This is a genomic window from Leisingera sp. NJS201, from assembly GCF_004535885.1.
Taxonomy (GTDB): domain Bacteria; phylum Pseudomonadota; class Alphaproteobacteria; order Rhodobacterales; family Rhodobacteraceae; genus Leisingera.
Genome location: NZ_CP038234.1, coordinates 3,954,284 through 3,978,355 on the forward strand (window position 1 = coordinate 3,954,284; position 24,072 = coordinate 3,978,355).

Sequence of the window (24,072 nt, forward strand, 5' to 3'; positions counted from 1 at the left end):
TCGCAGAAGAGGCCCGGCTTGACTGCTTCCGAATTCGAACCCTGGAACGATCCCGAGGCAAAGCCCTTGATCCACTTTCAGAACGTCACCAAACGCTATGGCGAGTTCACCGCCATCGACGATTTGACCATCGGCATCTACGAAAAAGAGTTTTATGCTCTGCTGGGCCCTTCGGGTTGCGGCAAGACCACGCTGATGCGGATGCTGGCCGGGTTTGAAACCCCGTCTGAGGGCACCATCCGGCTGGCCGGGCAGGATATCGCGCCGGTGCCGCCGAACAAACGCGCCGTCAACATGATGTTCCAGTCCTACGCGCTGTTCCCGCATTTGTCGGTCTGGGAAAACATCGCCTTTGGCCTGAAGCGCGAGAAAATGCCCAAGCACGACATCAACGACCGGGTCGACGAGATGCTGCGTCTGACCCGGCTGGAGCAATTTGCCCGCCGCAAACCGCATCAGATCTCCGGCGGTCAGCGGCAGCGGGTTGCCCTGGCGCGGTCGCTGGCGAAACATCCGAAACTTCTTCTGCTGGATGAGCCGCTGGGCGCGCTCGACAAGAAGCTGCGCCAGGAAACCCAGTTTGAACTGATGGATATTCAGGAGAAGACCGGCACCACATTTGTGATCGTGACCCACGACCAGGAGGAGGCAATGACCGTGGCTTCCCGCGTGGCGGTGATGGATCACGGCAAGATCATCCAGGTGGCCACGCCGGACCGGATCTATGAAAGCCCGAATTCCGTCTATGTGGCTGACTTCATTGGCGATGTGAACCTGATTGCAGGCACTGCCAAACCCAATGGCAGCGACACATATGCAATGTCCTGGCACGAGGGCCACGCGCCGCTGACCGTGCAGTCCCCGAATCCGCTATCCGACGGGCAAAATTGTCAGCTGGCAATTCGGCCGGAAAAAGTCTCCATCAGCGCCGAAAAACCCGAACAGGCGGACAATTCCGTGCAGGGCCGCATCCTGGATATCGCTTATCTGGGCAATATCTCTACCTACCACGTGGAACTGCCAACCGGCGCGGTGATTAAGGCGCAGACCGCCAACACCCGCCGCATCGCCCGCCGCGCCTTTACTTGGGAAGACACTGTCTGGCTGTCATGGACCGCCACGGCAGGCGTACTTTTGGCAGACTGATGCGCCGCTTTGTCCTGATTGCCATCCCCTATGCCTGGCTATTGGCGCTGTTCCTGGTGCCCTTTGCCATCGTTCTGAAAATCTCGCTGTCGGATTACGCGATTTCGATCCCGCCCTATGTGCCGCAGTTTGATCCGGAAACCGGTATCGGAGCATTGATCGACGCGCTGGACTTTGAAAATTTCATCTGGCTGACCGAAGATGACCTGTACTGGAAAGCCTATCTCAGCTCGCTGAAGATCGCGGTAATCTCAACTTTTTTCACCCTGCTGGCAGGTTACCCGATCGCCTACGCCATGGCACGCGCGCCGGCTGAGTGGCGGCCCACCTTGATGATGCTGGTGATTCTACCGTTCTGGACGTCGTTCCTGATCCGCGTTTATGCGTGGATGGGGATCCTGTCGAACGAAGGGTTCCTCAACCAATTCCTGCTGTGGACCGGGATAATTTCCGAGCCGCTTACGATCCTAAACACAAATACCGCGGTCTACATCGGCATCGTCTACACCTATCTGCCGTTCATGATCCTGCCGGTCTATTCGGCACTGGAACGGCTGGACGGATCGTTGATCGAAGCCGCCGAGGATCTGGGCTGTTCGCGTTTGTCTGCGTTCTGGCTGGTGACAATTCCCTTGTCGAAAACCGGCATCATTGCCGGCAGTTTCCTGGTCTTCATCCCGGTGCTGGGTGAATTTGTCATTCCCTCACTGCTGGGCGGATCAGACACGCTGATGATCGGCAAGGTGCTGTGGGAGGAGTTTTTCTCCAATCGCGACTGGCCGGTGGCCTCCGCGGTGGCGGTGGTTCTGCTGCTTCTTCTCGTCATCCCGATTGTGCTGTTCCAGCGCAACCAGCAGAAACAGCAGGAGGCAGAGCAATGAACCGTATGAGCTGGTTTAATGCCGTATCGCTGACCCTTGGCTTTGCATTCCTTTACATCCCAATGGTGATCCTGATCATCTTCAGTTTCAACGAAAGCAAGCTGGTAACGGTCTGGGCCGGGTTTTCGACCAAGTGGTACGGCGAGCTGATGCAGAACGAGGCGTTCCTGAATGCCGCCTGGGTGACCATCAAGGTCGCCGTGTTCTCCTCTACTATCGCCACCGTGCTGGGCACTATCGCCGCCTATGTGATGGTGCGCGGCGGGCGGTTTATGGGACGGACGCTGTTTTCCGGCATGATCTATGCGCCGCTGGTGATGCCCGAAGTAATCACCGGCCTGTCGCTGCTCCTTTTGTTCATCGGCATCGGATTGGACCGCGGGGTGCTGACCATCGTCCTGGCGCATACCACGTTCTCCATGTGCTATGTCTCGGTTGTGGTGTCCTCGCGGCTGGTGACTTTCGACCAGTCGCTGGAAGAAGCCGCGCTGGATCTGGGCTGCTCCCCGGCAGAGGCGTTCCGGCTGGTGACCCTGCCGATCATTGCGCCCGCGGTGATATCCGGCTGGCTCTTGGCCTTTACCCTGTCGCTGGATGATCTGGTGATCGCCTCCTTCACCTCCGGCCCCTCGGCCACCACCTTGCCGATCAAGATATTCTCCGCCGTGCGCTTGGGCGTCAGCCCCGAGATCAACGCGCTGTCGACGATCATGATCAGCATTGTGACCGTTGGAGTCATCACTGCCTCGCTGGTGACCAAACATCAGATGACCCGCCAGAAGCGGGAGGAACAGGCCGCGGAGCGCATCTGATGCGCCGGATATTTTCCGGTTACGCCTACGGTCCCGGCCCCCGCACGAACTGCTGGTGGGACGAAACCATTGCAGCACCGGACTGGCCGGTGCTGCAGGGTGAAGTCTCCGCCGATGTGGCCGTCATCGGCGGCGGGTTCACCGGCATGTCAGCCGCGCTGCATCTGGCAGAAAGCGGCGTGTCCGTTGCGGTACTGGAGGCCGAGACCCCGGGGTGGGGCGCATCAGGGCGCAATGGCGGTTTCTGCTGTTTGGGCGGCTCAAAGCATTCAGGCAGCACGATGCGGCGGGTTTTTGGCAAATCTGCGGCTGAAACGTATCACGCCAGCGAGGAAGCCGCGGTGCATCTGGTTCGCGGCCTGCTGCAGACCCATGGCATCGATGCCGACACTCATTCACATGGCGAAACCCAGCTGGCGCACAACGAAAAGGCCGTGCGCCGTCTGCAATCAGAAGCTGACGCACTGCGTCAGGCGGGAGAGGAACCGGAATTTCTGACCCGTGATCAGCTCGCGGACAAAGGGCTGAATGGCAGCTTCCATGCAGCGCTGACAACACCGGTGGGATTTGCGCTCAATCCGCGCAAATACCTGTTCGGCCTATCCAAGGCCGCGCAGGATGCAGGTGCCCGAGTGTACCAACGCAGCGCAGCGCTGTCGGTACAACAGGCAGGCAGGGGCTATAGAATAGAGACTAAACAAGGGGGCCTGAAGGCTTCCAAGGTCATCATCGCAACCAACGGCTATTCCGCCGAGGACCTGCCCGGCTGGCTCGCAGGGCGTTACATGCCTGCACAATCCACCGTCATGGTGACCCGGCCGCTGACCCGGGCGGAACTGGACTCGCAGGGCTGGTTCTCGCATCAAATGGCCTATGACACCCGCAATCTGCTGCATTACTTCCGGCTGATGCCCGACAACCGGTTCCTGTTTGGAATGCGCGGCGGGCTGCTGGCTTCCCCACGGGCTGAAGCAGGTATTCGCCGTAAACTGCGGCAGGATTTTGAGGCGATGTTCCCGGCATGGCGTGAAGTGGAAACCACGCATTGCTGGTCAGGCATGGTTTGCCTGTCGCGCAACCTAGTTCCCTTCATTGGCCCTGTGCCGAAGCGCCCCGGCATGTTTGCCGGGCTGTGCTATCACGGCAATGGTGTGGCGATGGGCAGCTATGCCGGACGGCTGCTGAGTGATCTGGTACAGGGGCACGCGCCCAAGCTGCCCTACTCACCCATAGTGCAGAAAATGGCACGCTTTCCGTTGGGCCGCGCCCGCCGGATGCTGATGCCTCCTGCTTATGCGGTTCTGGGCCTGATGGATTGAAGCGCCGCGCGTTCCAGTTCTGACGCCTGCAAATCCTGCGCGCTGCCGCGATCGGCCCGCCACCGGCAATAGGCTGCCATCCGCCAGTGGAACCAGGGCTTCAGCGCCAAGGCCCGCCCGGCAATCCGCGGATCTGGATAGGCGCGCAAAAATGCGTCTTCTTCATCCTCGGACAGCGGCGCCCCCCGGTACATCAGCTGCATCGCAGGCGACAGGAACAACGCCAGGTCTTCTGCCGGGTCGCCGATTTGCGGGCATTGCCAATCAATCAGCGTCAGCGTGCCATCATGTGCCAGCAGGTTGCCTGGCACCGGGTCGCCATGAATCAACACCAGCTGAGGCAACGGCGGAACCCGTCCCAACGGGCGAAGCGCCGCCAGCTGATCGCGATCGCGGCAGCTGCTCAAAATTTCAACGGTTTGCTGTTCCAGCGCCGCGCTGCCATTCACGCCGCAAGGCAAGCCCGGCGGGGGAGCCAGATCGTGCAAACGCCCCAATAGCTGTGCCACATGGCCAGTGTCCTGCTGCCAGGGACTGCCATTGACATGCGCATAGCCCAGCCATTTCTTGCCTTCAAATTCCCCGGTCTGGATCAGCGGCGGCACCATGCCGGTGCCTGACAGTGCCGTCAGCACAGCAACTTCGCGGGCCGGATCATTGGCAAACAGCGGGTTGGCGCCTTCGGCTGAATAAAGCTTGATCACCAGCGCGCCGGCCCGCCAGACATGATTGGACCGCCCGCCTGCCAGCCGTCTAGGAGCGGGCACATGAAGACCCAACGCAGACAAATGCGCAAAAAAGCGGGGTTCGAACTGGTCAGGAAGCGGTTGCAGGGCGGTCTCCGATGTTATGCCGCCCTGTTCTTAGACAGTTTTTCTGCCTGCGCATACAGCTGGATCAAGCCTCAGGATCACGCAGCGCGTTCACCGACGAAGCCAGAACCACGGACCCCCCTTCGGTGATCAATCCTACTTCGCCGCCCTGCATCCGGGTTTCGTTCACCTTGAAATAAATTTCGGCATATTCCTGCAGCAGCAGCTCGTCGCCTTTGCTGCTTTCGATCACAAAGGCGTATTCCCCCGCCTCAAGCGGGTTGCCGTCATCATCCAGACCGTTCCACTGGAAAGGCTCAGCCGAGACCGGCAAAGCGACGCGCTGCACTTCGGTGCCGTTTTTGTCTTGCACGACCAGTGTCACCGAATCCGCGGCAGCAGCCGGGTTAGGCGCAATAGTGATTTCATTGCTGCCATCAAAGTAACCAGGGGCCACCGCCCGTGCTTCCATCCCGACCCAGCCAGAAAGAGCCGCCATATTAGCCAGGCCAAGCTGTGATTGCAGCCCTTCCAGCAGGTTGTTGCTCTTGGTCTGTTGTTCGACCATCGAGAATTGCGCCAGCTGCGCGGCATATTCAGTCGAATCCATCGGTTCCAAAGGATCCTGATTTTTCGCCTGCGCGGTTAGCATTTTCACGAAAGTATCAAAATCCGAGGTCAGGCCGGAGGTCTGCTGCGGCGACGGCTGCGACGAATTGGATTGCCCTGAGTTGAATCCCGTAGAAGTAACTGGTGTTGTCATGTGTTCAAACCCTCATGTCCACACCGGCTGTTCCGAGCCGGAGGTTTTGTGTTGCTGCTTCACCGGCGTCCTTTGCATCGGCGCCGCGTGTCTCTGCGGTTCCGCCGGACAAGCCGGAACCGCCGTCCGCTTCATCGCCGGGATGACCGGTGCCGGCCTGTCCGCCGCTGAATTCAAATGAGATATCTTCATATCCCATGCGGCGGAATTCCTCGGCCAGTTCATGGATGTGCCGGCGCATCAAATCACCGGTTTCCGGACGTTCCGTCTGAATGATCATGGTGATTCCTGTTTCGCTGGCCATCACGCGCATCTTCACATGGCCCAACTCCTGAGGGTTCAAACTCACCTCAACCTTTTGCTCGCCTTTGGCAGCAAATGCCTCAGCCATCTGGGCTGCAATCATGCGCGGTGCTTCGGGCCGGTGCGCCCCATGTGAGCCAATTGAGGCTTCCGTCAGCAGCTGCGTCAATCCGGGCGCTTCGCTGGATAATCCCAGTGTTCCGGCCAGCGCCTCATCAGTTCCGGACAACAGCTCTGCCGCCATTTTTCCGGCAGTCATCCCGCCAGCAAGCAAAGGCTGCAGCTGAGAAGCTGCCGACTGAATGATTTGCGGCGCTGCAGGCACTGTAGCCATCCTGGCATCACTGCCTTTAAACGGATCGGCTAACGGGCTCTCAATTCCGGCTGGTTCCGCTTTAATCTGCGCTCCATTTCCGTTCGAAACAGGTGTGGAAGCTAGATCACGTTTCTGACCCGGCCCCTTCACAGCAACCTGGTTGACTGCAATGCCCGGATTTTCTCCTTGCGCAGCCGGATTGACCGCCTTCGCTATGCTGTCAGGCTTTTCACCAATCGACTGAGCCACTGAATGGGTACTTGAACTTGAACCAGTCTCGAGAGATTTCGGCTGCGCCGCACTGATTGCATTTCCGTTTTTGCTTTGCCCCGTGCCATCGGTAACTTGTGCCCTTTCCGCCGGAGCCCTTTCAGTGGCTGTCGCACCTGTTTGAGCAGCAGTCTCAGGCGAAACGCGGGCAGTGTTTTCCCGGCGATTTCCAGTTTCCCTGACATCAACTCTGCGGACATCGGGTTCAGTACTATCCCCCTGCAGCTTTGTGGCTGAGTTCTCTGGCGCAGCTGCAGGCGTTTTTGCTGCCGCCTGTGTTGCTGAACGCACTGAAGACTGCGCTTTCTCTGTGTTTCCAACTTCCCCGGCCTTCTCAGCAGGTTGCACATTGCCCTCGACGGATGGATCGTGATGAATCACTGCCCCTGCTTTGAGGCCCGCACCCTGATCAGTGGGGCTTACGCTGGAGGCTGCTTTGGGCATAGCGTCTGGCTGATCATTTCCGCCGGCAGGTGCACTGTCTCCGGGCTTAATACCGGCGCCGGCTCCCGGGTCCTTCAAAATCAGCAGCCCGCTTCGCTGCTCAGCGGCCCGTGACTCAACTCTTTCTCCAGTTGCTGGAATGACCCCGTGCGGGGACTTAGCCTTAGTCTCTGCGGCACCGGCCTCTTCAGCGGTGGAAGTTCCACTATTTTGCAACCCTGAAGCCATTTCCGCATCGGAAAGTACTGGTTCAACCCTAGAGGGGTTCCTTGCCGATATTTCCCGCTCCACCTCAAAGAGTGTGTCTTGGCTTTCCTTGCTGTCCTTGGCCGTACTCTTCTGCAACCTGGGTTCAGATTCGGCCTCAGCCGATTCGCCCTTGGCTGATTGTTGTTCGGCCGCCACCTCGCCAGGGTCGGACTGAGCAGACAAAAAATCTGAAAAGTCTCTTGAAGTATTTGATTTTTTTGAATCATCCGGAGAACCAGACGGTGACTTACCAGCAGAGCCGGCTTCCAAGCCAAGGATCGAATTCATATTCATGATCGTTTTCCAGACATTCTATCTCGACCCGGACAGACATACCCCAAAGCGGTTACGGCAATTTTAACCGGTTCCTGCGCAGTCTTAGAAAAATCGATGAAATTCGACTTTCAACCGGAGAACCGGACATGTCAGATCTATTGCCAAACCTGCTTCAGGCCGCACCTGCAACCACCCCGGTGCGTCCAGCGGTCAGCGATCCCCTTCGCGATGCCGCAATTGAGCTCGAAGCCTCCTTCCTTGCAGAAATGCTTAAGTCCGCAGGGCTCGGTGAAGCCAGCGAAGGCTTCGGCGGCGGCGCTGGAGAAGAGCAGTTCTCCAGCTTTCTAATTCGCGAACAGGCCACGCAGATCGCCCGCTCTGGCGGGATCGGTTTGGCTGAATCACTTTATCACGCACTAAAGGAGACCCAAGATGAGTGACCCGAAACCTCAGCAGCTCATTGATGAACTTGATCAGATCCTGGACCGCGAGCGCAAGGCGCTGATGGCCGGCGACCTTGGCAAACTGGAAGATCTTCTGACCAAGAAAGAGAAAGTCATCGGCAAGCTGAATTCCGTGTCAGAGCTTGAACGCGAGTCTCTGGCGCAAGTCCAAACCAAAGTCTCGCGAAACCAGCAGCTTCTGGACAGCGCCATGGACGGTATCCGTGCCGTCGCCGCCCGAATGGCCGAGACGCGCCGCATCCGCAAGGGATTGGATGTCTATGACCAGGCCGGCAAGCGGGCCCGTCATAGCACCCGAGGCGGCGGCAAGCTTGAAAAACGGGCCTGAGTGCAATTTTGGGAAAATTCTAGAAATACCGAATCCCGGCATTAGCACTCCCTTAGCAACTCCTGCGCCAATGTCGCCTTGCACCTTATGAAGGGTGGCGCGGAAGCCGGACGGCGGAACGCACAGTCAGAAAGACGTCACACAGCGCCCCTCGGGGCAAGTAATATTGGGGCTAAAGCGCCCCTCATCTAAAGGAAAAAGCTATGACCAGCATTCTGACCAACAACGGCGCAATGGTTGCTCTGCAGACTCTGCGTTCGGTGAACGACGATCTGGGTGACACTCAGAACCAGATTTCAACCGGTAAAGAAATCGGCTCAGCAAAAGACAATTCCGCTGTCTGGTCGATCTCTAAGTCGATGGAGTCTGACATCCAGGCCTATGAAGCCGTAGGAGATGCGCTGAACTTTGGCGAGGCAACCGTTGCCGTCGCCTCGTCTGGCGCGGAGCAGATCGTCGAAGTTCTTAAAGAGATGAAAGAACTCATCGTATCTGCAAACTCTCAAAACGTAGACCATTCCAAGATCCAGAATGACATCGTTAAAAAGCAGGAACAGATCACGGCGATCATCAGCTCGGCTGAATTTAATGGCGCGAACCTGCTGAACGAATTTGTCGACGCTGCTGATTCCGAAGCTGCCTTGACCGTTCTAGGTTCTGTTGATGGTGGAACCACGATCAGCGTTGCAGCTGTGGATATGGAAAACGATCTGGATTGGGCCACCACTCCCCTGACGGCTATTACCGATGCGGCCACTGCGAGCACCGCACTTGGTGAAATCGATGGTCTTATTGCAGGTGCAATCGATGATGCTGCGGCACTTGGTGCGGATGCAAAGCGTATCACGGACCAGAACGACTTTGTGTCGAAGCTGACTGACTCTCTGAAAACTGGCGTCAGCGCGATGACCGACACCAATATGGAAGAAGCCTCGGCCCGGCTGAAGGCCCTGCAAACTCAGCAGCAGCTAGCGGTCCAGTCGCTAACCATCGCGAACCAGGCGCCGTCCACATTGCAGCAGCTGTTCCGTTAACAGCCTGATCCGGGGCGCTGACGGCGCCCCGGTCTTCCCCTCTCAGAGAACCTGAAGAATAATACGTTAGGAAAACACGTGAATGCCCTTCTGAAGGCGAAGAGTGCCTATTCGGCGGCAAAGGCCCCGACCCGGACAGCAAAGAATTTCGAATATGAAGTGATCGCCCGCGTGACCCGCCGGCTGATCACAGCCGCGCAGAAAGGCCGCGATGAGTTTGCTGAACTTGCAGCAGCATTGAACGACAACCGCAAGCTTTGGTCAATTTTCACCGCTGATCTCGCGTCAAAGGGCAACCCCCTGCCGGATGAACTCAAACTCAGCCTGTTTGAGCTGGCAGAATTCACGAGGCAACACACCAGCAAAGTGCTTCAACGCAAGGCCGATGTCCGGCCGCTGGTAGAAATTAATACGGCCATCATGCGTGGCCTTCGTGGCGGAGCATCCTGAATATGAGCGGACTTGTCCTGAAACTTGCCCCAAGGAACGTGTCCTTGTAAATGGCGCGGTGATAGAAAACGGCGACCGCCGCAGCCGCCTGTCTATTGTCACCCCAGATGCCAACATCCTACGCCTGCGCGATGCGATCCATCCGGAAGAAGCCAATACGCCGGTGCGCCGGGTATGCTATGCGGCACAATTGATCCTGTCCGGTGATGCCGACCCCGAGGAAGAACGTCTACCGATGCTGCGCCGGATCGAAGAGCTGAGCCAAGTCTTCACCGATCCTGACAGCCGCGCATCCATTGCCGAGGCAACAGAAGCAGTGATCGGCAACAACCACTACCGCTGCCTGAAGGCGCTGCGCACCCTGCTGCCGCGCGAAGACCGGCTGTTTGCTGTCAGACCATCCTGATAGCCTCCAGCTCCTCCAGCCTGCTACAAGAATTGCGGGCTGGAACTCCCTTTCGGCTGAACCTGGAAAGCAGCTTTCAGCAATGTGCAGGATCGGTGCACAGTCTTAAAATTGGCCGTCGGAAATAGCGTGCATCTGATACTTGCAGGCGACGCAGAGAATGTTGACGAGCAGGCAGTGCAGTCCCTGCACACGAGGACTGGCGCGCTGGCCGCCGCCAACAATTCAGATCACGATGGTTCAAGACGTGGACCCTGATCAGAGTTGAATATCCCGGGCGGGCAGCGCCGGGCCAGCGCTTTCTTCAAGGCCTCGATGCAGAACCCGGCGTTCATTGTGCCGGATAGCCGCCAGATCAGAACTTTCCGGCTGTGCCAGCCCATGGCCGCGGCCGAGTAAAGGCCCCCGGTGCATGGGAATGCAGGCTGCATCGGTGCACCAGACCTGATTGGGGCGGGGTATCGCCAAGCCTTTGAGCAAATATGGGTGAATCTTGTGTTCCGGGTGTTTTTAGCTGGTCTTTGGCGCCTTTCAGATCGGCACAAGACGCATCAGCCGCCGCACGCGGTGCCGCCCACAACTGTACCCCTCTCGCTGCATGCGGCGGACCACCTGGAGCGCGCCATACCAAGGCGTTTGCAGAAATTGCTTGTCGATGATTGCCATGAACCGCAGCGTTTTCAACGCTTTCGCCGCGGGGGATAATACGGGTTGGAGCGGGCACGAGACAGCAAACTGCACTGCCGCCGGACGCTGAGACCGGGGTGGCCGTGCGTCACCGCTTTTTACCTCCAGTTCCAAAGATGAGACTGGAGGCACTGGCCGAAAAATCCCGTTCCACGACCGGCTGGCCGATCTTGGCGTGTAGTTTTTATACGTCGTTCTGTGAGATCGGCGGCTCTTCTTCGGTCTTCAGGCCAAAACGCGAAAGCCATGTTCGGGATCGCCGTTTTCTCCCAGATTCCGATCATCGCCGGATGGACGCCGTACTTCTTGGCCAGTTCAGCCGTCGTCAGTTCTTCACGGATGGCTTAACGTGCAACTCTGGCCCTGAACTCCGCCGAATAGCGTTTCCGCTCCGTCATCTGTGGTCGTGCCTTTGTGAGCCTGCGCATTCCGGCGAACTCGGCCACTCATTCCGGCAACATCCGGACACCTTTAACGCGTTGCCGTGAGGCATAGTTTTCCGGCTATCAGGTTTCGGGTGTTCCGCCATTCATATTGGCGATGGTCTTGCGCATCGACTGCCCTTCGAGGTCGAGACGGTAGGCGTTGTAAACGTTACCGTCGAGGATAGCGTCCGCAAAGGCCGGCTCGCCAGTAGCACCGTGCCAAGCCTTGATGGGCAGCTGGTTGGTAATCATGGTTGAACCGCGGCCGTAGCGGTCTTCGACGATATCCATCAGATCGCGGCGCGGCGCTGCGGTCAGCCGGTCCGGCCCCCAGTCATCGAGGATCAGCAGCCGGGGTTTGTGGGGCTGCGGAACAGGGGGGAAGCGGCCATCGCCATTGGCCATTTCGAGCCCTTCGAAGAGGCGCGGCATTCGCTTGCAGAGCACGGTGGTGCCATCGCGGTAGGCGCGGTAACCGGCATCTTCCGGGCAGGTGCCCACATGGCGCAACCTGGCCACGCACATGCGGGTCTCCAAGCACTTGGTCTCCCGGCTGGCGCGCCAAGCAAGCCCAGCTATTCGGCGTGGGTCAGATCGGCGGCGCTGTCCTGCACCTGCAATTCGGTATAGGCTTCCGCCATGCCATCGAGGCGCAGGGCATTCAGGCGCTCAAGGGGTGGATGGGTCAGCATGAATATCCTTTCGATGGAAGCAGCCGGCGCGTCCCGCCGAAGGCGGACCATGGGTAACAGGCGCCCCTTTGGGGGCGACGGATGTTGGGGTGGGTGATTGCAGTCTCCTTCCTGGCGCGGGTGCGGGGCTTGCGCTCCAGAGCATTCTTCAGGATCGAATGGACCGGCGAATAGGAACGGGCGTTGATCTCGAGCGCCCGCTGGCAGCGGCTTCAAGGCGGGCCTGTCCGGCTGTTCGAACAGCTGCCGGCGGCTGGCGACAAGGTGGCGGGAGACCTTGCTGCTGAGCCTGTCCAGCAACGGGCGGATGGCGGCGTTTACTTTCTTGAGGCTGAAGAATTGCAGGCTGTGCAGCCGCGCCAGGATCCAGCGTTCGACCAGCAGGACAGCACTCTCGGCCTTCGCTTTGTCTTTTGGTTTGCGAGGCCTCGCGGGCAGTGAGCTAGTGAAGGCGCCACTGGTTCAAGCCCACTGGCGAACAGCAGTATCGTAGTGCGCGGAGAGAGAAGCCGCTCAAGCTCGGCATCCGCCATCTCCGGCGGCAGCGGCCAGTTTAAGCCTGCCTCTTGGGCACGCTCCAGATAACCCTGCAGCGTGGTGCGGCCAATCGCCAGGTTCGCCGCCATCCGGCGGGCCGACAGGCCCTCGGCTGAAAGCCGCAGTACGTCTCGTATCTTCCGCATCCACTGCCCGGCAGCCGCATACGCGCATGCTGCCGAGAAGAGGCTATCGCTTCATCGCGCTCTCTCCGGTCCCAATAGAACCGCAAGGCAGCGGGCTGAAGATGGCCTTGCAGCAACACGTCAGAGAAGTTGCCGGATGTGGTTGGAAAGGGTGGCAGGATCACACTGGGTAACGCAAGCAAGGCATTCCAACTTGGAATGACAGCAGTAGGCAATCTCATTGGTTTTGACGGCGCGTTCGCGGATAAATGTGCCCAGAGTTTATTCCAAGGAGGCCGCATGGACCGCGCCCAGATCGTGCATAAGAATTTCCTGGACCGGGTTAAGGCCGCAGACTTCCCTGCAGGTGCGGCACCCGCAGGACCGCTTGCCGTATCAGAGGCGGTTGGCACTTTCCATGCACAGGTGTTGAGCCGGGCGCTGGACTTGACCAGCCGGGCGATGCAAAAAGCGGGAGAGGGGTTTTACACCATCGGATCCTCGGGGCATGAGGGGATGGCGGCAGTGGCGCGGGCCCTGCGCCCGACCGACATGGCCTTCCTGCATTACCGTGATGCAGCGTTTCAGATTGCCCGGGCGGATCAGGTTCCGGGGCAACGGATAGCCTGGGACATGCTTTTGTCCTTTGCCTGTTCCAGCGAAGACCCAACCTCAGGCGGCCGGCACAAGGTTCTGGGCTCCAAGGCACTGATGATCCCGCCGCAAACGTCTACCATTGCCTCGCATTTGCCCAAGGCGGTGGGGGCGGCTTATTCCGTCGGTGCAGCCAAGCGGCACCAGCCAGAGCATCAGGTGCTGCCGGAAGACGCCATTGTCATGTGCTCTTTCGGGGATGCTTCGGCCAACCATTCGACCGCACAGGGGGCAATCAACACCGCGGGCTGGAGCTCGGTGCAATCGACGCCGCTGCCTTTGCTGTTTGTCTGCGAGGACAACGGTATCGGCATTTCCGTAAAAACGCCGAAGGGCTGGATCGAGGCCTCGATGGCGCAGCGGCCGGGCATCAAGTATTTCAAGGCAGACGGGCTGGATATCTATAACGCCTTTGCAGTGGCGCAAGAGGCAGCAGAGTATGTGCGGACCCGCAAGAAACCGGCCTTCCTGCATCTGCGCACCGTGCGGCTGTACGGCCATGCCGGGGCGGATGTTCCGACCACTTACCTCAGCAAGACCGAGGTTGAGGCGGATGAAGCCAATGATCCGCTGCTTCATTCGGTGCGGCTGCTGAATGAAGCCGGGGCGCTGCAGCCCAAGGAAGCGCTGAAGATTTACACGGACACTTGCGCGCGGGTGGAGCGAATCCGGGCAGAGGCGGTGACACGGCCGCATCTGAAAACGGCAGAAGATGTAGCTGCCAGCCTGATTCCGCCAACGCGGACCTGTAGGCCCACCAATGGCCCGCGCTTAGAGGAGCGGGCGGCGGCGTTCGGCAGCGACATGCGGGCGATGGAGGAGCCGCAACCGATGTCGCGGCTGATCAACTGGGCGCTGACGGATTTGATGCTGGAACATGGCGAAATCGTCATGATGGGTGAGGATGTCGGCCGCAAGGGCGGTGTTTACGGCGTGTCTCAGAAATTACAGCAGCGGTTCGGACCGGACCGGGTAATCGACACGCTGCTGGATGAGCAGTCGATTCTGGGGCTGGCGATTGGTATGGGGCACAATGGGTTTGTGCCCATCCCGGAAATCCAGTTCCTTGCCTATCTGCACAATGCCGAGGACCAGCTGCGCGGCGAAGCGGCGACTTTGCCTTTCTTCTCAGACGGTCAATTCACCAACCCGATGGTGCTGCGGATTGCAGGCCTTGGCTATCAGAAGGGTTTTGGCGGGCACTTCCACAATGACAACTCTCTGGCGGTGCTGCGGGATATTCCCGGAATCGTAATAGCTTGTCCGTCAGATGGGGCTGAGGCTGCAATGATGATGCGCGAGGCGGTGCGGCTGGCGCGCGAGGAGCAGCGGGTGGTGGTCTTTGTGGAGCCGATTGCGCTGTATCCGATGCGGGACCTGCATGAGTCGAAGGATGGCGGCTGGATGCGGACCTACCCCTCGCCGGACCGGCGGATCGCTTTGGGCGATGCGGGTGTGCATGGGGAAGGCACCGATCTGGCCATCGTGACCTATGGCAATGGACGGTATCTTTCGGCCCAGGCGCAGGCGGAACTGGCGGTCCAGGGTGTGGACGCGCGGATTGTGGATCTGCGCTGGCTGGCGCCGTTGCCGGAGGCGGCGCTGTTGGAGGCGGTGAAAGATTGCAGACATGTGCTGGTTGTCGATGAATGCCGCATCACAGGCAGCCTGTCAGAGGCGCTGATGGCACTGTTTGCGGAACAAGGCGATGCCCCAACGGCGCGGGTGGCGGCCAGTGATTGTTTCATTGCCACTGGGCCGGCCTATGGTGCCACGCTGCCGTCGAAGGATAGCATTGTTGCAGCTGCCTTTAAGCTGGCAGGAGGCAAGTCATGACCCGCACAGCTGTTCTGATCTGCCCGGGACGGGGCACTTACAACAAGGCGGAGCTGGGGTACCTGCACCGCCACCATGCGGACAAGGCGGCGCTGTTCGCCGGATTTGATGCACAGCGCAAGGACGCCGGGCAGGAGGAAGTTACGGCGCTCGACGGGGCAACCCGGTTTTCGATGTCAAAGTACTCCCGCGGGGACATAGCATCGCCATTGATCTATGCCTCAACGCTGGCAGATGCGCAGTCGTTGGCGGAAGACATTGAAATTGTCGCGGTTACCGGCAATTCCATGGGCTGGTACACCGCACTGGCGGCAGCCGGAGCGCTGAGCGCGGCAGATGGGTTCAAGGTGGTGAACACCATGGGCACGCTGATGCAGCAGCAGCTGATCGGCGGCCAGCTGGTCTATCCCTTTGCAGGTCCGGATTGGCAGGATAACCCGCGCCGCAAGACCGGGCTGCTGGACTTGGCGGCAGAGATCAATGCGCGCGAGGAGCATAACCTGGGGCTGTCGATTGACTTGGGCGGAATGCTGGTGCTGGCCGGGAATGAGGCCGGGCTGTCAGCATTTGAGGCCGCGGTGCCGGTGCTGGACAACCGCTTCCCCATGCGGCTGGCCAACCATGCCGCGTTCCATACAGCGCTGCAAGCACCGGTGGCAGCCGAGGGGCGCAAGCGGCTGAGTCCCGAAATGTTCTCTCAGCCGGATGTGCCGCTGATTGATGGCCGCGGGCAGATCTGGTGGCCGGGTGCCACGGATAAACAGGCGCTGTGGGATTACACGCTTGGGCGTCAGGTGGTGGAGGCCTATGACTTCACCCGCGCGGTGCAGAATGCAGCTTATGAGTTTGCGCCGGACCTGTTTATCGTGACCGGCCCCGGCACCACACTAGGCGGCGCCGTGGCCCAATCCCTGACGCAAATTAGTTGGAAAGGGGTGGTTGGAAAGGCGGACTTTAAAGCACGGCAGGCGGAGGATCCGCTGTTGATCTCCATGGGGGATGACGGACAGCGGTCATCGGTAAGCGGCTGATCCAGCGGTATCCCGCGCCTGTTGCCTGCATCAAAGAAGCAGGCAAAACATCCTTGGGCGCATCACTGCCTTGCGTGCAGTGCCGTGAAGGCATGCAGGGGCAGGCTTTCCCTGAAAGCCTGTGTTCGCCGTGCTTCGAAAGCGCACAAGGGGGGTGTTCAATGGTAAGATCTTCTACAGCCTCCTTTGCTATCGCAGATCGCATGCAGCTAGGTGCTCATGCCGCCCGTGATACGGCCATTCTGGCGTCCACGCCCTCTTCACTCCAAGACTGGACGCAGTGCGGTGAACCTTGAAGTAGGTGGAAGACATATCGGCAGCCAACTTTGCATGCGTCGAAAGAGTGCTGTCTATCTTGGAAAGCTCCCGTGCTGATTGGTTTAATTGTGTTGTGATTGCGTACAGGCAGACTGAGCTACTCCCCAATTGTTGGACAGGTTCTGGCGTAATTTAAGCTACTCTCTGCTCCTGCTGATCGGGTTGGGTTTTGTGTTTTCTCAGCCAATAGACCACGGCCGGGGATTTGCCGCCAAGGGCGGAATGTGGGCGTTTTCGGTTGTAGAACTCGATCCACTTTCCGACGCCGACCTTCGCCTCTGATCCGGTCTCCCAAGCATGCAAGTAGACGCATTCGTATTTCAGGCTCCGCCAAAGCCGCTCGACGAAGATGTTATCGAGGAACCGGCCTTTGCCATCCATCGAGATCCGCACACCGGATCGCCACAGCCTGTCCGTCCAGGCGAAGGACGTGAACTGGCTGCCCTGATCTGTATTCATGATCTCGGGCGGGCCGAACTTGTGGATGGCCTCGTTCAGCGCCTCGACACAGAAGTCCGCTTCCAGCGTGTTCGAGATGCGCCAGGCCAGCACCTTGCGCGTGTGCCAGTCAATGATCGCCACCAGATACAGGAACCCCTTGCGCATTGGCAGATAGGTGATGTCCGCCGCCCAGACCTGGTTCGGGCGCCCCACCCGCAGACCACGCAGCAGATAGGGGTAGGTCTTGTGCCCCTTCGCAGCCCTGCCCCCTCTCGCACATGCTTTGCATGTGCTGCCGGGCAGCGGGTGTTGGGCTTCTGGTAGATCGGCATGAGCCCCATCACCCTCATCAGCCGCCTGATCCGCTTTTCGTTCACCAAATGACCTTCATTGCGCAGATGCCAAGTCATCTGCCGCACACCGAAGAACGGCGTTTCCAGGAACTGTTCGTCGATCCGGCGCATCAGCATCAGGTTCAGAGCCGTCTCGCCTTTGGGCTGATAATAGAACGACGACCGCGAGATCGACAGCAGCTTGCACTGCTTGCTAATGGGCAGATTGGCATTGGCAGGCTCGATCATTTTCCTCCTCACTTGCCGATCCACGGTTTGAGCTTTCGTGACAAAAAATCGTTGGCAACGGCCAGCTCCCCAATCTTGGCGTGCAGCTCTTTGACCTGTTCTTCGTCAATCTCCTGGGGCTTCCTGCCGCCGCGCTTGAACACGCCGGACGCGCCCTCCAGAAGAGCCCGCTTCCAGCTGTGGATCATCGTTGGGTGAACGCCAAACTGGCTCGCCAGCTCAGCAACAGTCCGCTCGCCCTTCAGAGCCTCAAGCGCGACTTTCGCTTTGAAATCGGGCGAATGGTTCTTCCGTTTCGACATCTCTGATCTCCTCTTCGTCGAAGATCAGCAGACAGCAAATCGCAGCTTACGTCAGTGTCCGAAATTCAGGGGGTAGCTCAGACAAAGCTCCGCCTTTTTATGCCCAGCGTTTCAGAATTTCTTTGTTTTTGGGAAGCTGTACCTGACAGTCATCTGTCATGCCGTACGCTATCAGTGTGCTAAAAGCTCTTCGAAATGTCAGAAACATCACAAAAACAACACTGTACGCACCAATCAGCGATGCAAAACTCAGCGCAATTGAAGCAATCGCCTTCTACACCATTCTACGTCAATCTATGCCGCGAAGTTGCTAGGTGGTTGCTGTAAGCGCGGTCATTTTCCGCCTGCAGCCTGTAAGTAGTTGAAGGAAGTGGTGAGCCGTGTTGGGTTCGAACCAACGACCTACTGATTAAAAGTCAGTTGCTCTACCAACTGAGCTAACGGCCCACTTCTTCGTTGCTGTCTAAGCGTTTTCTCCAAGAGGATCAAGCACTTATTTCGCTTCGGAACTGCCTGGCAACCTGTGTCATGCTGTCCCGATAGGCGGCGTATTTAGGGCCAGTGCGGCGGGGGTCAACCCCTTTTTTCAACTTTTCTCACCGAAGACTGGATTCATCTGCAGCGCAGGTCTATATGCCCGGAATGAACACCCAAGCAGATACCGCACTCCCCTTCATGAAGATGCACGGGCTGGGCAATGACTTTGTTGTTGTCGACGCGCGTGCACAGGACATTGCCGTTACTCCGGCTATGGCCAAAGGAATCGCCCACCGCCAGTTCGGCGTGGGATTTGATCAGCTGACGGTCATCTCGAATGGTCCCGGAGACGCGCATCTCACCTTTTACAATGCCGATGGCTCCACCTCCGGCGCCTGCGGCAATGCCACCCGCTGCGTGGCGCGCCACCTGATTGTGGAAAGCGGCAAGCCCGGGCTGCATCTGACTACGGACCGCGGCGACCTTTATGCACGCGATGCCGGCCATGGCCTTACTTCGGTCAATATGGGACATCCGCAGCTTGATTGGCAGGACATTCCGCTGGCCGAAGACGCGGACACATTGGAACTGCCTATCGAAGGCGGCCCAACCGCAACCGGCATGGGCAACCCGCATTGCACCTTCTTCGTTGACGACGCCGAACTGATCCCGCTCGCGGAATTCGGCCCCGCTATGAACACCACCCGCTGTACCCCCAGCGCACCAATGTGCAAGTCGCCCAGGTGACTGGCCCCGACCGCATCCGCATGCGCGTGTGGGAGCGCGGTGTGGGGGTGACACTGGCCTCTGGCTCCTCTTCCTGCGCCACAGCCGTTGCTGCGGCCCGCCGCGGGCTGACAGGGCGCAAGGTGCAGGTTGATCTCGATGGCGGCACTCTGTGGATCAACTGGGCGGAGGACGGCGTGTGGATGACCGGCCCGACCATGCATGTCTTCGACGGCAGCTTCACACGCGAGTTTCTGGAGACGTTGAAATGAGCGTACCCAAGTTCACCACCCTTGGCTGCCGCCTCAACGCCTATGAGACCGAGGCGATGAAGGAATTGAGCCAGCAGGCGGGCCTTGAGAATGCTGTGGTCGTCAATACTTGCGCGGTGACCGCTGAGGCCGTGCGCAAGGCACGCCAGGAGATCCGCAAACTGCGCCGCGAAAACCCCGAGGCCCCCATCATCGTGACCGGCTGCGCCGCCCAGACCGAGCCGGAAACCTTTGCCGCGATGGAAGAGGTCACCCGCGTCATCGGCAACACTGAGAAGATGCAGCCCGAGACATGGCAGCAGATTGCCAAGGGCCCGGACTTCATCGGCAGCACGGAAAAGGTGCAGGTCGATGACATCATGTCGGTGACTGAAACCGCAGGCCATCTGATCGACGGCTTCGGCACCCGCTCCCGCGCCTATGTGCAAGTCCAGAACGGCTGCGACCACCGCTGCACCTTCTGCATCATCCCCTATGGCCGCGGCAACTCCCGCTCCGTCCCCGCAGGCGTGGTCATCGACCAGATCAAGCGGCTGGTGGACAAGGGCTATAACGAAGTGGTGCTGACCGGGGTGGACCTGACCTCCTGGGGCGCCGATCTGCCCGCACAGCCGCGTTTGGGCGATCTGGTGATGCGCATTCTGAAGCTGGTACCGGACCTGCCGCGGCTGCGCATCTCATCTATCGATTCGATCGAGGCGGATGATAACCTGATGCAGGCGATTGCCACCGAACCGCGGCTGATGCCGCATCTGCATCTGTCATTGCAGCATGGCGACGACCTGATCCTGAAGCGCATGGCCCGCCGCCACCTGCGCGACGACGCCATCGCGTTTTGCGAGGAAGCCCGCCGCCTGCGCCCGGAAATGACCTTTGGCGCCGACATCATCGCCGGCTTCCCGACCGAGACTGACGCACATTTCGAGAACTCGCTGAAGCTGGTCACCGACTGCGACCTGACCTGGCTGCACGTCTTCCCCTATTCCAAGCGGGACGGCACCCCGGCCGCAAAGATCCCCAGCCAGGTGAACGGCAACGTCACCAAGGAGCGCGCCGCCCGTCTGCGCGCGGCTGGCGACGCCCAGGTCGCCCGCCACCTGGCTGATCAGATCGGCCAGACCCACCGCATCCTGATGGAAAACCCGCATATGGGCCGCACCGAGCAATTCACCGAGGTGGCCTTTGCCACGCCGCAGCCAGAGGGCCGGATCGTCACCGCCGCCATAACAGGCGCCAGCGGCAGCCAGCTCACCGCCTGATCAACGCGCTGAATGCGTCAGCAAGTTGCGGCCGCCACCGAAGCGGAATCGTAGAACTCGTGCAGGTCGCAGATACGCCCTTCCCGGAACCGGCAGACAATGGCAACAGGCGTCTCCACCCGCTTTCCTGTGGCTTTGCAAGTCCAGGCCGTGGTGCCCAGCCCAACCACCCGGTCGCCCTCCGAGACCGTCTCTTCCAGCGTCCAGTGTTCCATTTCAAAGGCACTGGTCAGCTCACTCAGATAGCTCCGCAGCTGCGCGCGCCCGTTCCGTGCCGCACTGAAATCCAGCCCATGCGCGCCCTCTCCCATCGAACGCATGCACATGTCCTCGGTGGTATAGTCATCCCACATGGCCAGATCGCCCGCTTTGCAGCCATTCCACCTGGTCATTGCTTCCCGCAGGATCTCTGCATTCGATAGCCCCGTCATTGCAACGCCTCCCAACTCGTATTGATACACCCTCTAAAGGGTGCGCTCCGGTCTCCTCATCCGTCAAGCGTGCCTGCCTGCAATTGCAGCGCAGTCTGAACTGCGCTATGACTTCAACAAGGTCCCGGATACCTGCCGCTCGCAGCCTTTGGCTTTGGTGAAATCCGGACAAGGATCCTTCCTGACGCTTGGGTGCATGCCCGGATAGCAACGCGAGCCCTGTCTGCATCGGCAACTGCGCCCTTCACGCGAAAGGTAACCCCATGCAGCCACCACCTGCTCTCCCTCCCGTTCCGCAGCTCAAGACCGAAGCGCGTCTGCTGCGTAAGCATTCACAGGCCCAGGGCCAGCCCATAAGCCACAGCACCGCCCTCGAACGGATCGCGCAATACTATGGCTTCCGCGACTGGAACACCCTTAGCGCCCGCGCTTCAAACACCCCGGATCTGCAAGTCGGGATGCGTGTTGAAGGCCAGTACCTGGGCCAGCCCTACACCGGCTATGTCCACGGCCTCTCGGCCTGCGGCATCAACGGCCACCGCCGGATTACCCTGCAGTTTGATACCCCGGTGGACGTGGTCCAGTTCGACAGCTTTTCCTCCTGGCGCCAACGGGTGTCCGCGGTGATCGGCGCGGACGACCGCTCGCCGCAAAAAACCTCCAACGGGCTCCCCCAGCTGGTGGTCAGCCCGCTGTTGTGACCAGTCCGGCCGGCTTCTTTCTGGTCCAGAATACCCCGGGGTGAATGCCCGCAGGGCAGAGGGGCAGCGCCCCTGAGCCCCTCACAACGAAAAACCCCCGCAAGCAGCACTTGCGGGGGTTTGATGTTTCAATCTGTCAGTCAGACAAGGATCAGTCTTTACCCTTGTGCGGCGCCCACAGCTTCTTGTTGGTCAGATACAGCAGAACCGACAGCAGGGTCAGGAACAGCACGCCGACAAAACCGGCCTGCTTGCGCGCCATCATCTTAGGTTCAGCAGTCCACATCAGGAAGGCCGCGACGTCTTGCGCCATGGCATCCACGTCATTGGCATGGCCGTCTGCAAACTCCACCTGCTCATCCGACAGCGGCGGCGCCATCGAAATCCAACCGCCCGGGAAGGCAGTGTTCTGATAGAAGATGGTGCCAGCCTCTTCCTTTTCTTCGCCGGTATAGCCAGCTAGCAAAGAAGCGATGTACTCGGCGCCGCCCATGCCCTTGAACAGCTGGTTCAGACCCGAACCGTAGGGGCCGTGGAAACCCGCACGCGCCTTGGCCATCATGCTGAGGTCCGGGGCGCCGGCGTTGTTGTTTTCCGGGAAGTGGTCAACCGGCTTGGCCGGGCGGTCCTCATCCAGTGCCGCATCATAAACGCTGAAGTTGTCGGCCGCGTAGGCACGCACCTGATCCTCAGGCAGCTGCGGGCCGCCCTCGTCGCCCAGGGTGCGCAACGGCACCAGCTTCAGCCCGTGGCAGGCTGCGCAAACTTCGGTGTAGATCTGCAGGCCGCGCTGCAGCTGGTTGCGGTCATAAGTTCCGAACGGGCCTTCAAACGAGAAGGCGTAGTCGGTGATGTGCTGTTCGCCGCCGCCTGCTGCGTAGGACGCAGCAGGGATCATGGCCAGAGCGAAGGCGGCACCGGTTGCCAGTTTCTTGAACATTGCGAGGTGTTCCTTCTTCTTACTCGGCAGGAGTGGCTTCAGCAGAAGACTTCTTGCCGTAGTGGGCGTCGAAATCCTCTTCGATGGTGGCAGGCTGAGCCGTCGGCTTCTCGATCACACCGAGCAGCGGCAGGATCACCAGGAAGTAGCCGAACCAATAGGCCGATGCGATCAGCGAGAACGATGCATAGGGTTCTTCCGCCGGCATCGCACCCAGCCACATCAGGGCAAAGAAATCGACCACCAGCAGGGCAAACCACCATTTGAACATCGGACGGTAACGGCCCGAACGGACGCGCGAGGTGTCCAGCCAGGGCACCAGTGCCATCACGGCAATTGCACCGAACATCGCCAGAACACCAAAGAACTTGGCGTCGACAATGCCTCCGGTCACGAAGGAGGCGAACTGAACCACCCACACTTCCGAGGTAAAGGCGCGCAGGATCGCGTAGAACGGCAGGAAGTACCATTCCGGAACGATGTGCGCCGGGTCACCAGCGGGTTGGCTTCGATGTAGTTGTCCGGGTGGCCCAGGTAATTCGGCATGAAGCCGACGATCGCCCAGAAGACCACCAGCACAACGGCCAGGCCCAGGAAGTCCTTGATCACGAAGTACGGCCAGAACGGCAGAGTGTCTTTTTCGGCTTCAGCCTTGGAGCCTTTACGGACATCAACACCGGTGGGGTTGTTGTTGCCGGTGGTGTGGAAGGCCCAGATGTGGATGATCACCAAGGCTGCAATCACAAACGGCAGCAGGTAGTGCAGCGAGAAGAAGCGGTTCAGGGTGGCGTTGTCCACCGCAGGTCCGCCCAAGAGCCAGGTCTGGATCGGCTCGCCGATGAACGGGATCGCGCCGAACAGCCCGGTGATCACGGTGGCGCCCCAGAAGGACATCTGCCCCCAAGGCAGCACATAGCCCATGAAGGCGGTGCCCATCATCATCAGGTAGATCAGCATGCCGACAATCCAGATGATCTCGCGGGGCGCCTTGTAAGAGCCGTAGAACAGGCCGCGGAAGATATGGATGTAGACAGCAACAAAAAACAGCGAGGCGCCGTTCATATGCAGGTAACGCAGCATATGGCCGCCATTCACGTCGCGCATGATGTGCTCGATCGAGGCAAAGGCCAGATCGGCATGCGGCGTGTAATGCATCACCAGGACAATGCCGGTGACGATTTGCAGCACCAGGCAGAACGCCAGGACGATGCCCCAGATCCACCACCAGTTCAGGTTCTTGGGGTGGGGATCATGATTGTGTCGTAGACAAGACCGACGATGGGCAGGCGGCTGTGCAGCCACTTTTCTGCGCCTGTCTTCGGCTCGTAATGGTCGTGCGGAATACCGGACATGAGCGCGTTTCC

19 protein-coding genes, 1 tRNA gene and 5 pseudogenes are annotated in these 24,072 nt (G+C 59.5%); 14 read left to right on the forward strand and 11 right to left on the reverse strand.

What is annotated here, in order from left to right; genetic code table 11:
• The first annotated feature begins 18 nt into the window (after positions 1–18).
• From ETW23_RS19540 to ETW23_RS19555, 4 genes are read left to right on the forward strand one after another with little or no spacing between them, the layout of a single operon-like run.
• A complete protein-coding gene (locus ETW23_RS19540) occupies positions 19–1,146 on the forward strand; it encodes an ABC transporter ATP-binding protein (RefSeq protein WP_129372740.1) in 1,128 nt (375 codons plus the stop codon).
• Positions 1,146–2,027 carry an ABC transporter permease subunit gene (locus ETW23_RS19545; protein WP_129372739.1) on the forward strand — a complete coding sequence of 294 codons (882 nt, stop codon included), beginning with the start codon at positions 1,146–1,148 and terminating at the stop codon, positions 2,025–2,027. The genes ETW23_RS19540 and ETW23_RS19545 overlap by 1 nt, the downstream gene beginning before the upstream one ends.
• On the forward strand, positions 2,024–2,839 hold the full coding sequence (locus ETW23_RS19550; RefSeq protein WP_134830980.1) for an ABC transporter permease: 816 nt from the start codon (positions 2,024–2,026) through the stop codon (positions 2,837–2,839). The genes ETW23_RS19545 and ETW23_RS19550 overlap by 4 nt, the downstream gene beginning before the upstream one ends.
• Positions 2,839–4,158, forward strand: coding sequence for an FAD-binding oxidoreductase (locus ETW23_RS19555; protein ID WP_205879919.1), 1,320 nt, complete (start codon positions 2,839–2,841; stop codon positions 4,156–4,158). Before ETW23_RS19550 ends, ETW23_RS19555 begins: the two co-directional genes overlap by 1 nt.
• On the opposite strand, the gene ETW23_RS19560 is transcribed toward ETW23_RS19555, so the two are convergent.
• The 3 genes from ETW23_RS19560 to ETW23_RS19570 all read right to left on the reverse strand — a co-directional run bounded on the left by ETW23_RS19560 (position 4,131) and on the right by ETW23_RS19570 (position 7,609).
• Positions 4,131–4,907, reverse strand: coding sequence for an aminoglycoside phosphotransferase family protein (locus ETW23_RS19560; RefSeq protein ID WP_134831365.1), 777 nt, complete (start codon positions 4,905–4,907; stop codon positions 4,131–4,133). The genes ETW23_RS19555 and ETW23_RS19560 overlap by 28 nt on opposite strands.
• A 148-nt stretch (positions 4,908–5,055) precedes the next feature.
• Positions 5,056–5,733, reverse strand: a complete 678-nt coding sequence (locus tag ETW23_RS19565; protein WP_134830982.1) for a flagellar hook capping FlgD N-terminal domain-containing protein — start codon at positions 5,731–5,733, stop codon at positions 5,056–5,058.
• A 4-nt stretch (positions 5,734–5,737) separates the two neighbouring features.
• Positions 5,738–7,609, reverse strand: coding sequence for a flagellar hook-length control protein FliK (locus tag ETW23_RS19570; RefSeq protein ID WP_134830983.1), 1,872 nt, complete (start codon positions 7,607–7,609; stop codon positions 5,738–5,740).
• Between the two features lie 128 nt (positions 7,610–7,737).
• Here ETW23_RS19570 and ETW23_RS19575 point away from each other — a divergent pair, with 128 nt between their 5' ends.
• The 5 genes and pseudogenes from ETW23_RS19575 (at position 7,738) to flbT (ending at position 10,273) form a co-directional block, all read left to right on the forward strand.
• Complete coding sequence (locus ETW23_RS19575) at positions 7,738–8,031, forward strand: rod-binding protein (RefSeq protein ID WP_134830984.1); 294 nt, start codon at positions 7,738–7,740, stop codon at positions 8,029–8,031.
• Positions 8,024–8,383, forward strand: coding sequence for a flagellar export chaperone FlgN (locus ETW23_RS19580; protein WP_134830985.1), 360 nt, complete (start codon positions 8,024–8,026; stop codon positions 8,381–8,383). Before ETW23_RS19575 ends, ETW23_RS19580 begins: the two co-directional genes overlap by 8 nt.
• 203 nt (positions 8,384–8,586) lie before the next feature.
• On the forward strand, positions 8,587–9,417 hold the full coding sequence (locus ETW23_RS19585) for a flagellin (RefSeq protein WP_134830986.1): 831 nt from the start codon (positions 8,587–8,589) through the stop codon (positions 9,415–9,417).
• Between the two features lie 78 nt (positions 9,418–9,495).
• Positions 9,496–9,867 carry a flagellar biosynthesis regulator FlaF gene (gene flaF / locus ETW23_RS19590; protein ID WP_134830987.1) on the forward strand — a complete coding sequence of 124 codons (372 nt, stop codon included), beginning with the start codon at positions 9,496–9,498 and terminating at the stop codon, positions 9,865–9,867.
• A 2-nt stretch (positions 9,868–9,869) separates the two neighbouring features.
• Positions 9,870–10,273 (forward strand): annotated as a pseudogene (flbT, locus tag ETW23_RS19595) (flagellar biosynthesis repressor FlbT).
• Positions 10,274–10,804: 531 nt separating this feature from the next.
• Here flbT and ETW23_RS26905 read toward each other — a convergent pair.
• From ETW23_RS26905 to ETW23_RS26275, 3 genes and pseudogenes are all read right to left on the reverse strand, one after another.
• Positions 10,805–10,939, reverse strand: coding sequence for an IS3 family transposase (locus ETW23_RS26905; protein WP_211038060.1), 135 nt, complete (start codon positions 10,937–10,939; stop codon positions 10,805–10,807).
• Between the two features lie 527 nt (positions 10,940–11,466).
• Positions 11,467–11,910: an ATP-binding protein gene (locus ETW23_RS19600; protein WP_247676860.1), complete on the reverse strand. Its 444-nt coding sequence runs from the start codon at positions 11,908–11,910 to the stop codon at positions 11,467–11,469.
• A gap of 443 nt (positions 11,911–12,353) precedes the next feature.
• Positions 12,354–12,515: pseudogene (locus ETW23_RS26275) on the reverse strand (IS21 family transposase); the annotation flags it as partial.
• 524 nt (positions 12,516–13,039) lie between these two features.
• Between ETW23_RS26275 and ETW23_RS19610 the strand changes: the two are divergent.
• Complete coding sequence (locus ETW23_RS19610; protein WP_134830988.1) at positions 13,040–15,229, forward strand: alpha-ketoacid dehydrogenase subunit alpha/beta; 2,190 nt, start codon at positions 13,040–13,042, stop codon at positions 15,227–15,229.
• Positions 15,226–16,260 carry an ACP S-malonyltransferase gene (locus ETW23_RS19615; RefSeq protein WP_134830989.1) on the forward strand — a complete coding sequence of 345 codons (1,035 nt, stop codon included), beginning with the start codon at positions 15,226–15,228 and terminating at the stop codon, positions 16,258–16,260. The genes ETW23_RS19610 and ETW23_RS19615 overlap by 4 nt, the downstream gene beginning before the upstream one ends.
• Positions 16,261–16,710: 450 nt before the next feature.
• On the opposite strand, the pseudogene ETW23_RS19620 reads toward ETW23_RS19615, so the two are convergent.
• Positions 16,711–17,902 (reverse strand): annotated as a pseudogene (locus ETW23_RS19620) (IS3 family transposase).
• Positions 17,903–18,273: 371 nt separating this feature from the next.
• Positions 18,274–18,349, reverse strand: a tRNA-Lys gene (locus ETW23_RS19625).
• Between the two features lie 186 nt (positions 18,350–18,535).
• On the opposite strand from ETW23_RS19625, the pseudogene dapF reads away from it, so the two are divergent.
• Both dapF and mtaB read left to right on the forward strand, forming a co-directional pair.
• A pseudogene (dapF, locus tag ETW23_RS19630) lies at positions 18,536–19,377 on the forward strand (diaminopimelate epimerase).
• Positions 19,374–20,636, forward strand: coding sequence for a tRNA (N(6)-L-threonylcarbamoyladenosine(37)-C(2))-methylthiotransferase MtaB (gene mtaB / locus ETW23_RS19635; RefSeq protein WP_134830990.1), 1,263 nt, complete (start codon positions 19,374–19,376; stop codon positions 20,634–20,636). Before dapF ends, mtaB begins: the two are co-directional and overlap by 4 nt.
• A gap of 17 nt (positions 20,637–20,653) precedes the next feature.
• Here the strand turns inward: mtaB and ETW23_RS19640 are convergent, their stop codons facing one another.
• Complete coding sequence (locus ETW23_RS19640) at positions 20,654–21,067, reverse strand: nuclear transport factor 2 family protein (protein ID WP_134830991.1); 414 nt, start codon at positions 21,065–21,067, stop codon at positions 20,654–20,656.
• 263 nt (positions 21,068–21,330) lie between these two features.
• Between ETW23_RS19640 and ETW23_RS19645 the strand changes: the two genes are divergently transcribed.
• Positions 21,331–21,768 (forward strand): glyoxalase superfamily protein, encoded by a 438-nt coding sequence (locus ETW23_RS19645; RefSeq protein ID WP_134830992.1) that lies wholly within the window; start codon positions 21,331–21,333, stop codon positions 21,766–21,768.
• 151 nt (positions 21,769–21,919) lie between these two features.
• Here ETW23_RS19645 and ETW23_RS19650 read toward each other — a convergent pair whose 3' ends face one another.
• Positions 21,920–22,708: a cytochrome c1 gene (locus ETW23_RS19650; protein WP_129372723.1), complete on the reverse strand. Its 789-nt coding sequence runs from the start codon at positions 22,706–22,708 to the stop codon at positions 21,920–21,922.
• Positions 22,709–22,727: 19 nt separating this feature from the next.
• Positions 22,728–24,060: pseudogene (petB, locus tag ETW23_RS19655) on the reverse strand (cytochrome b).
• Positions 24,061–24,072 lie beyond the last annotated feature (12 nt).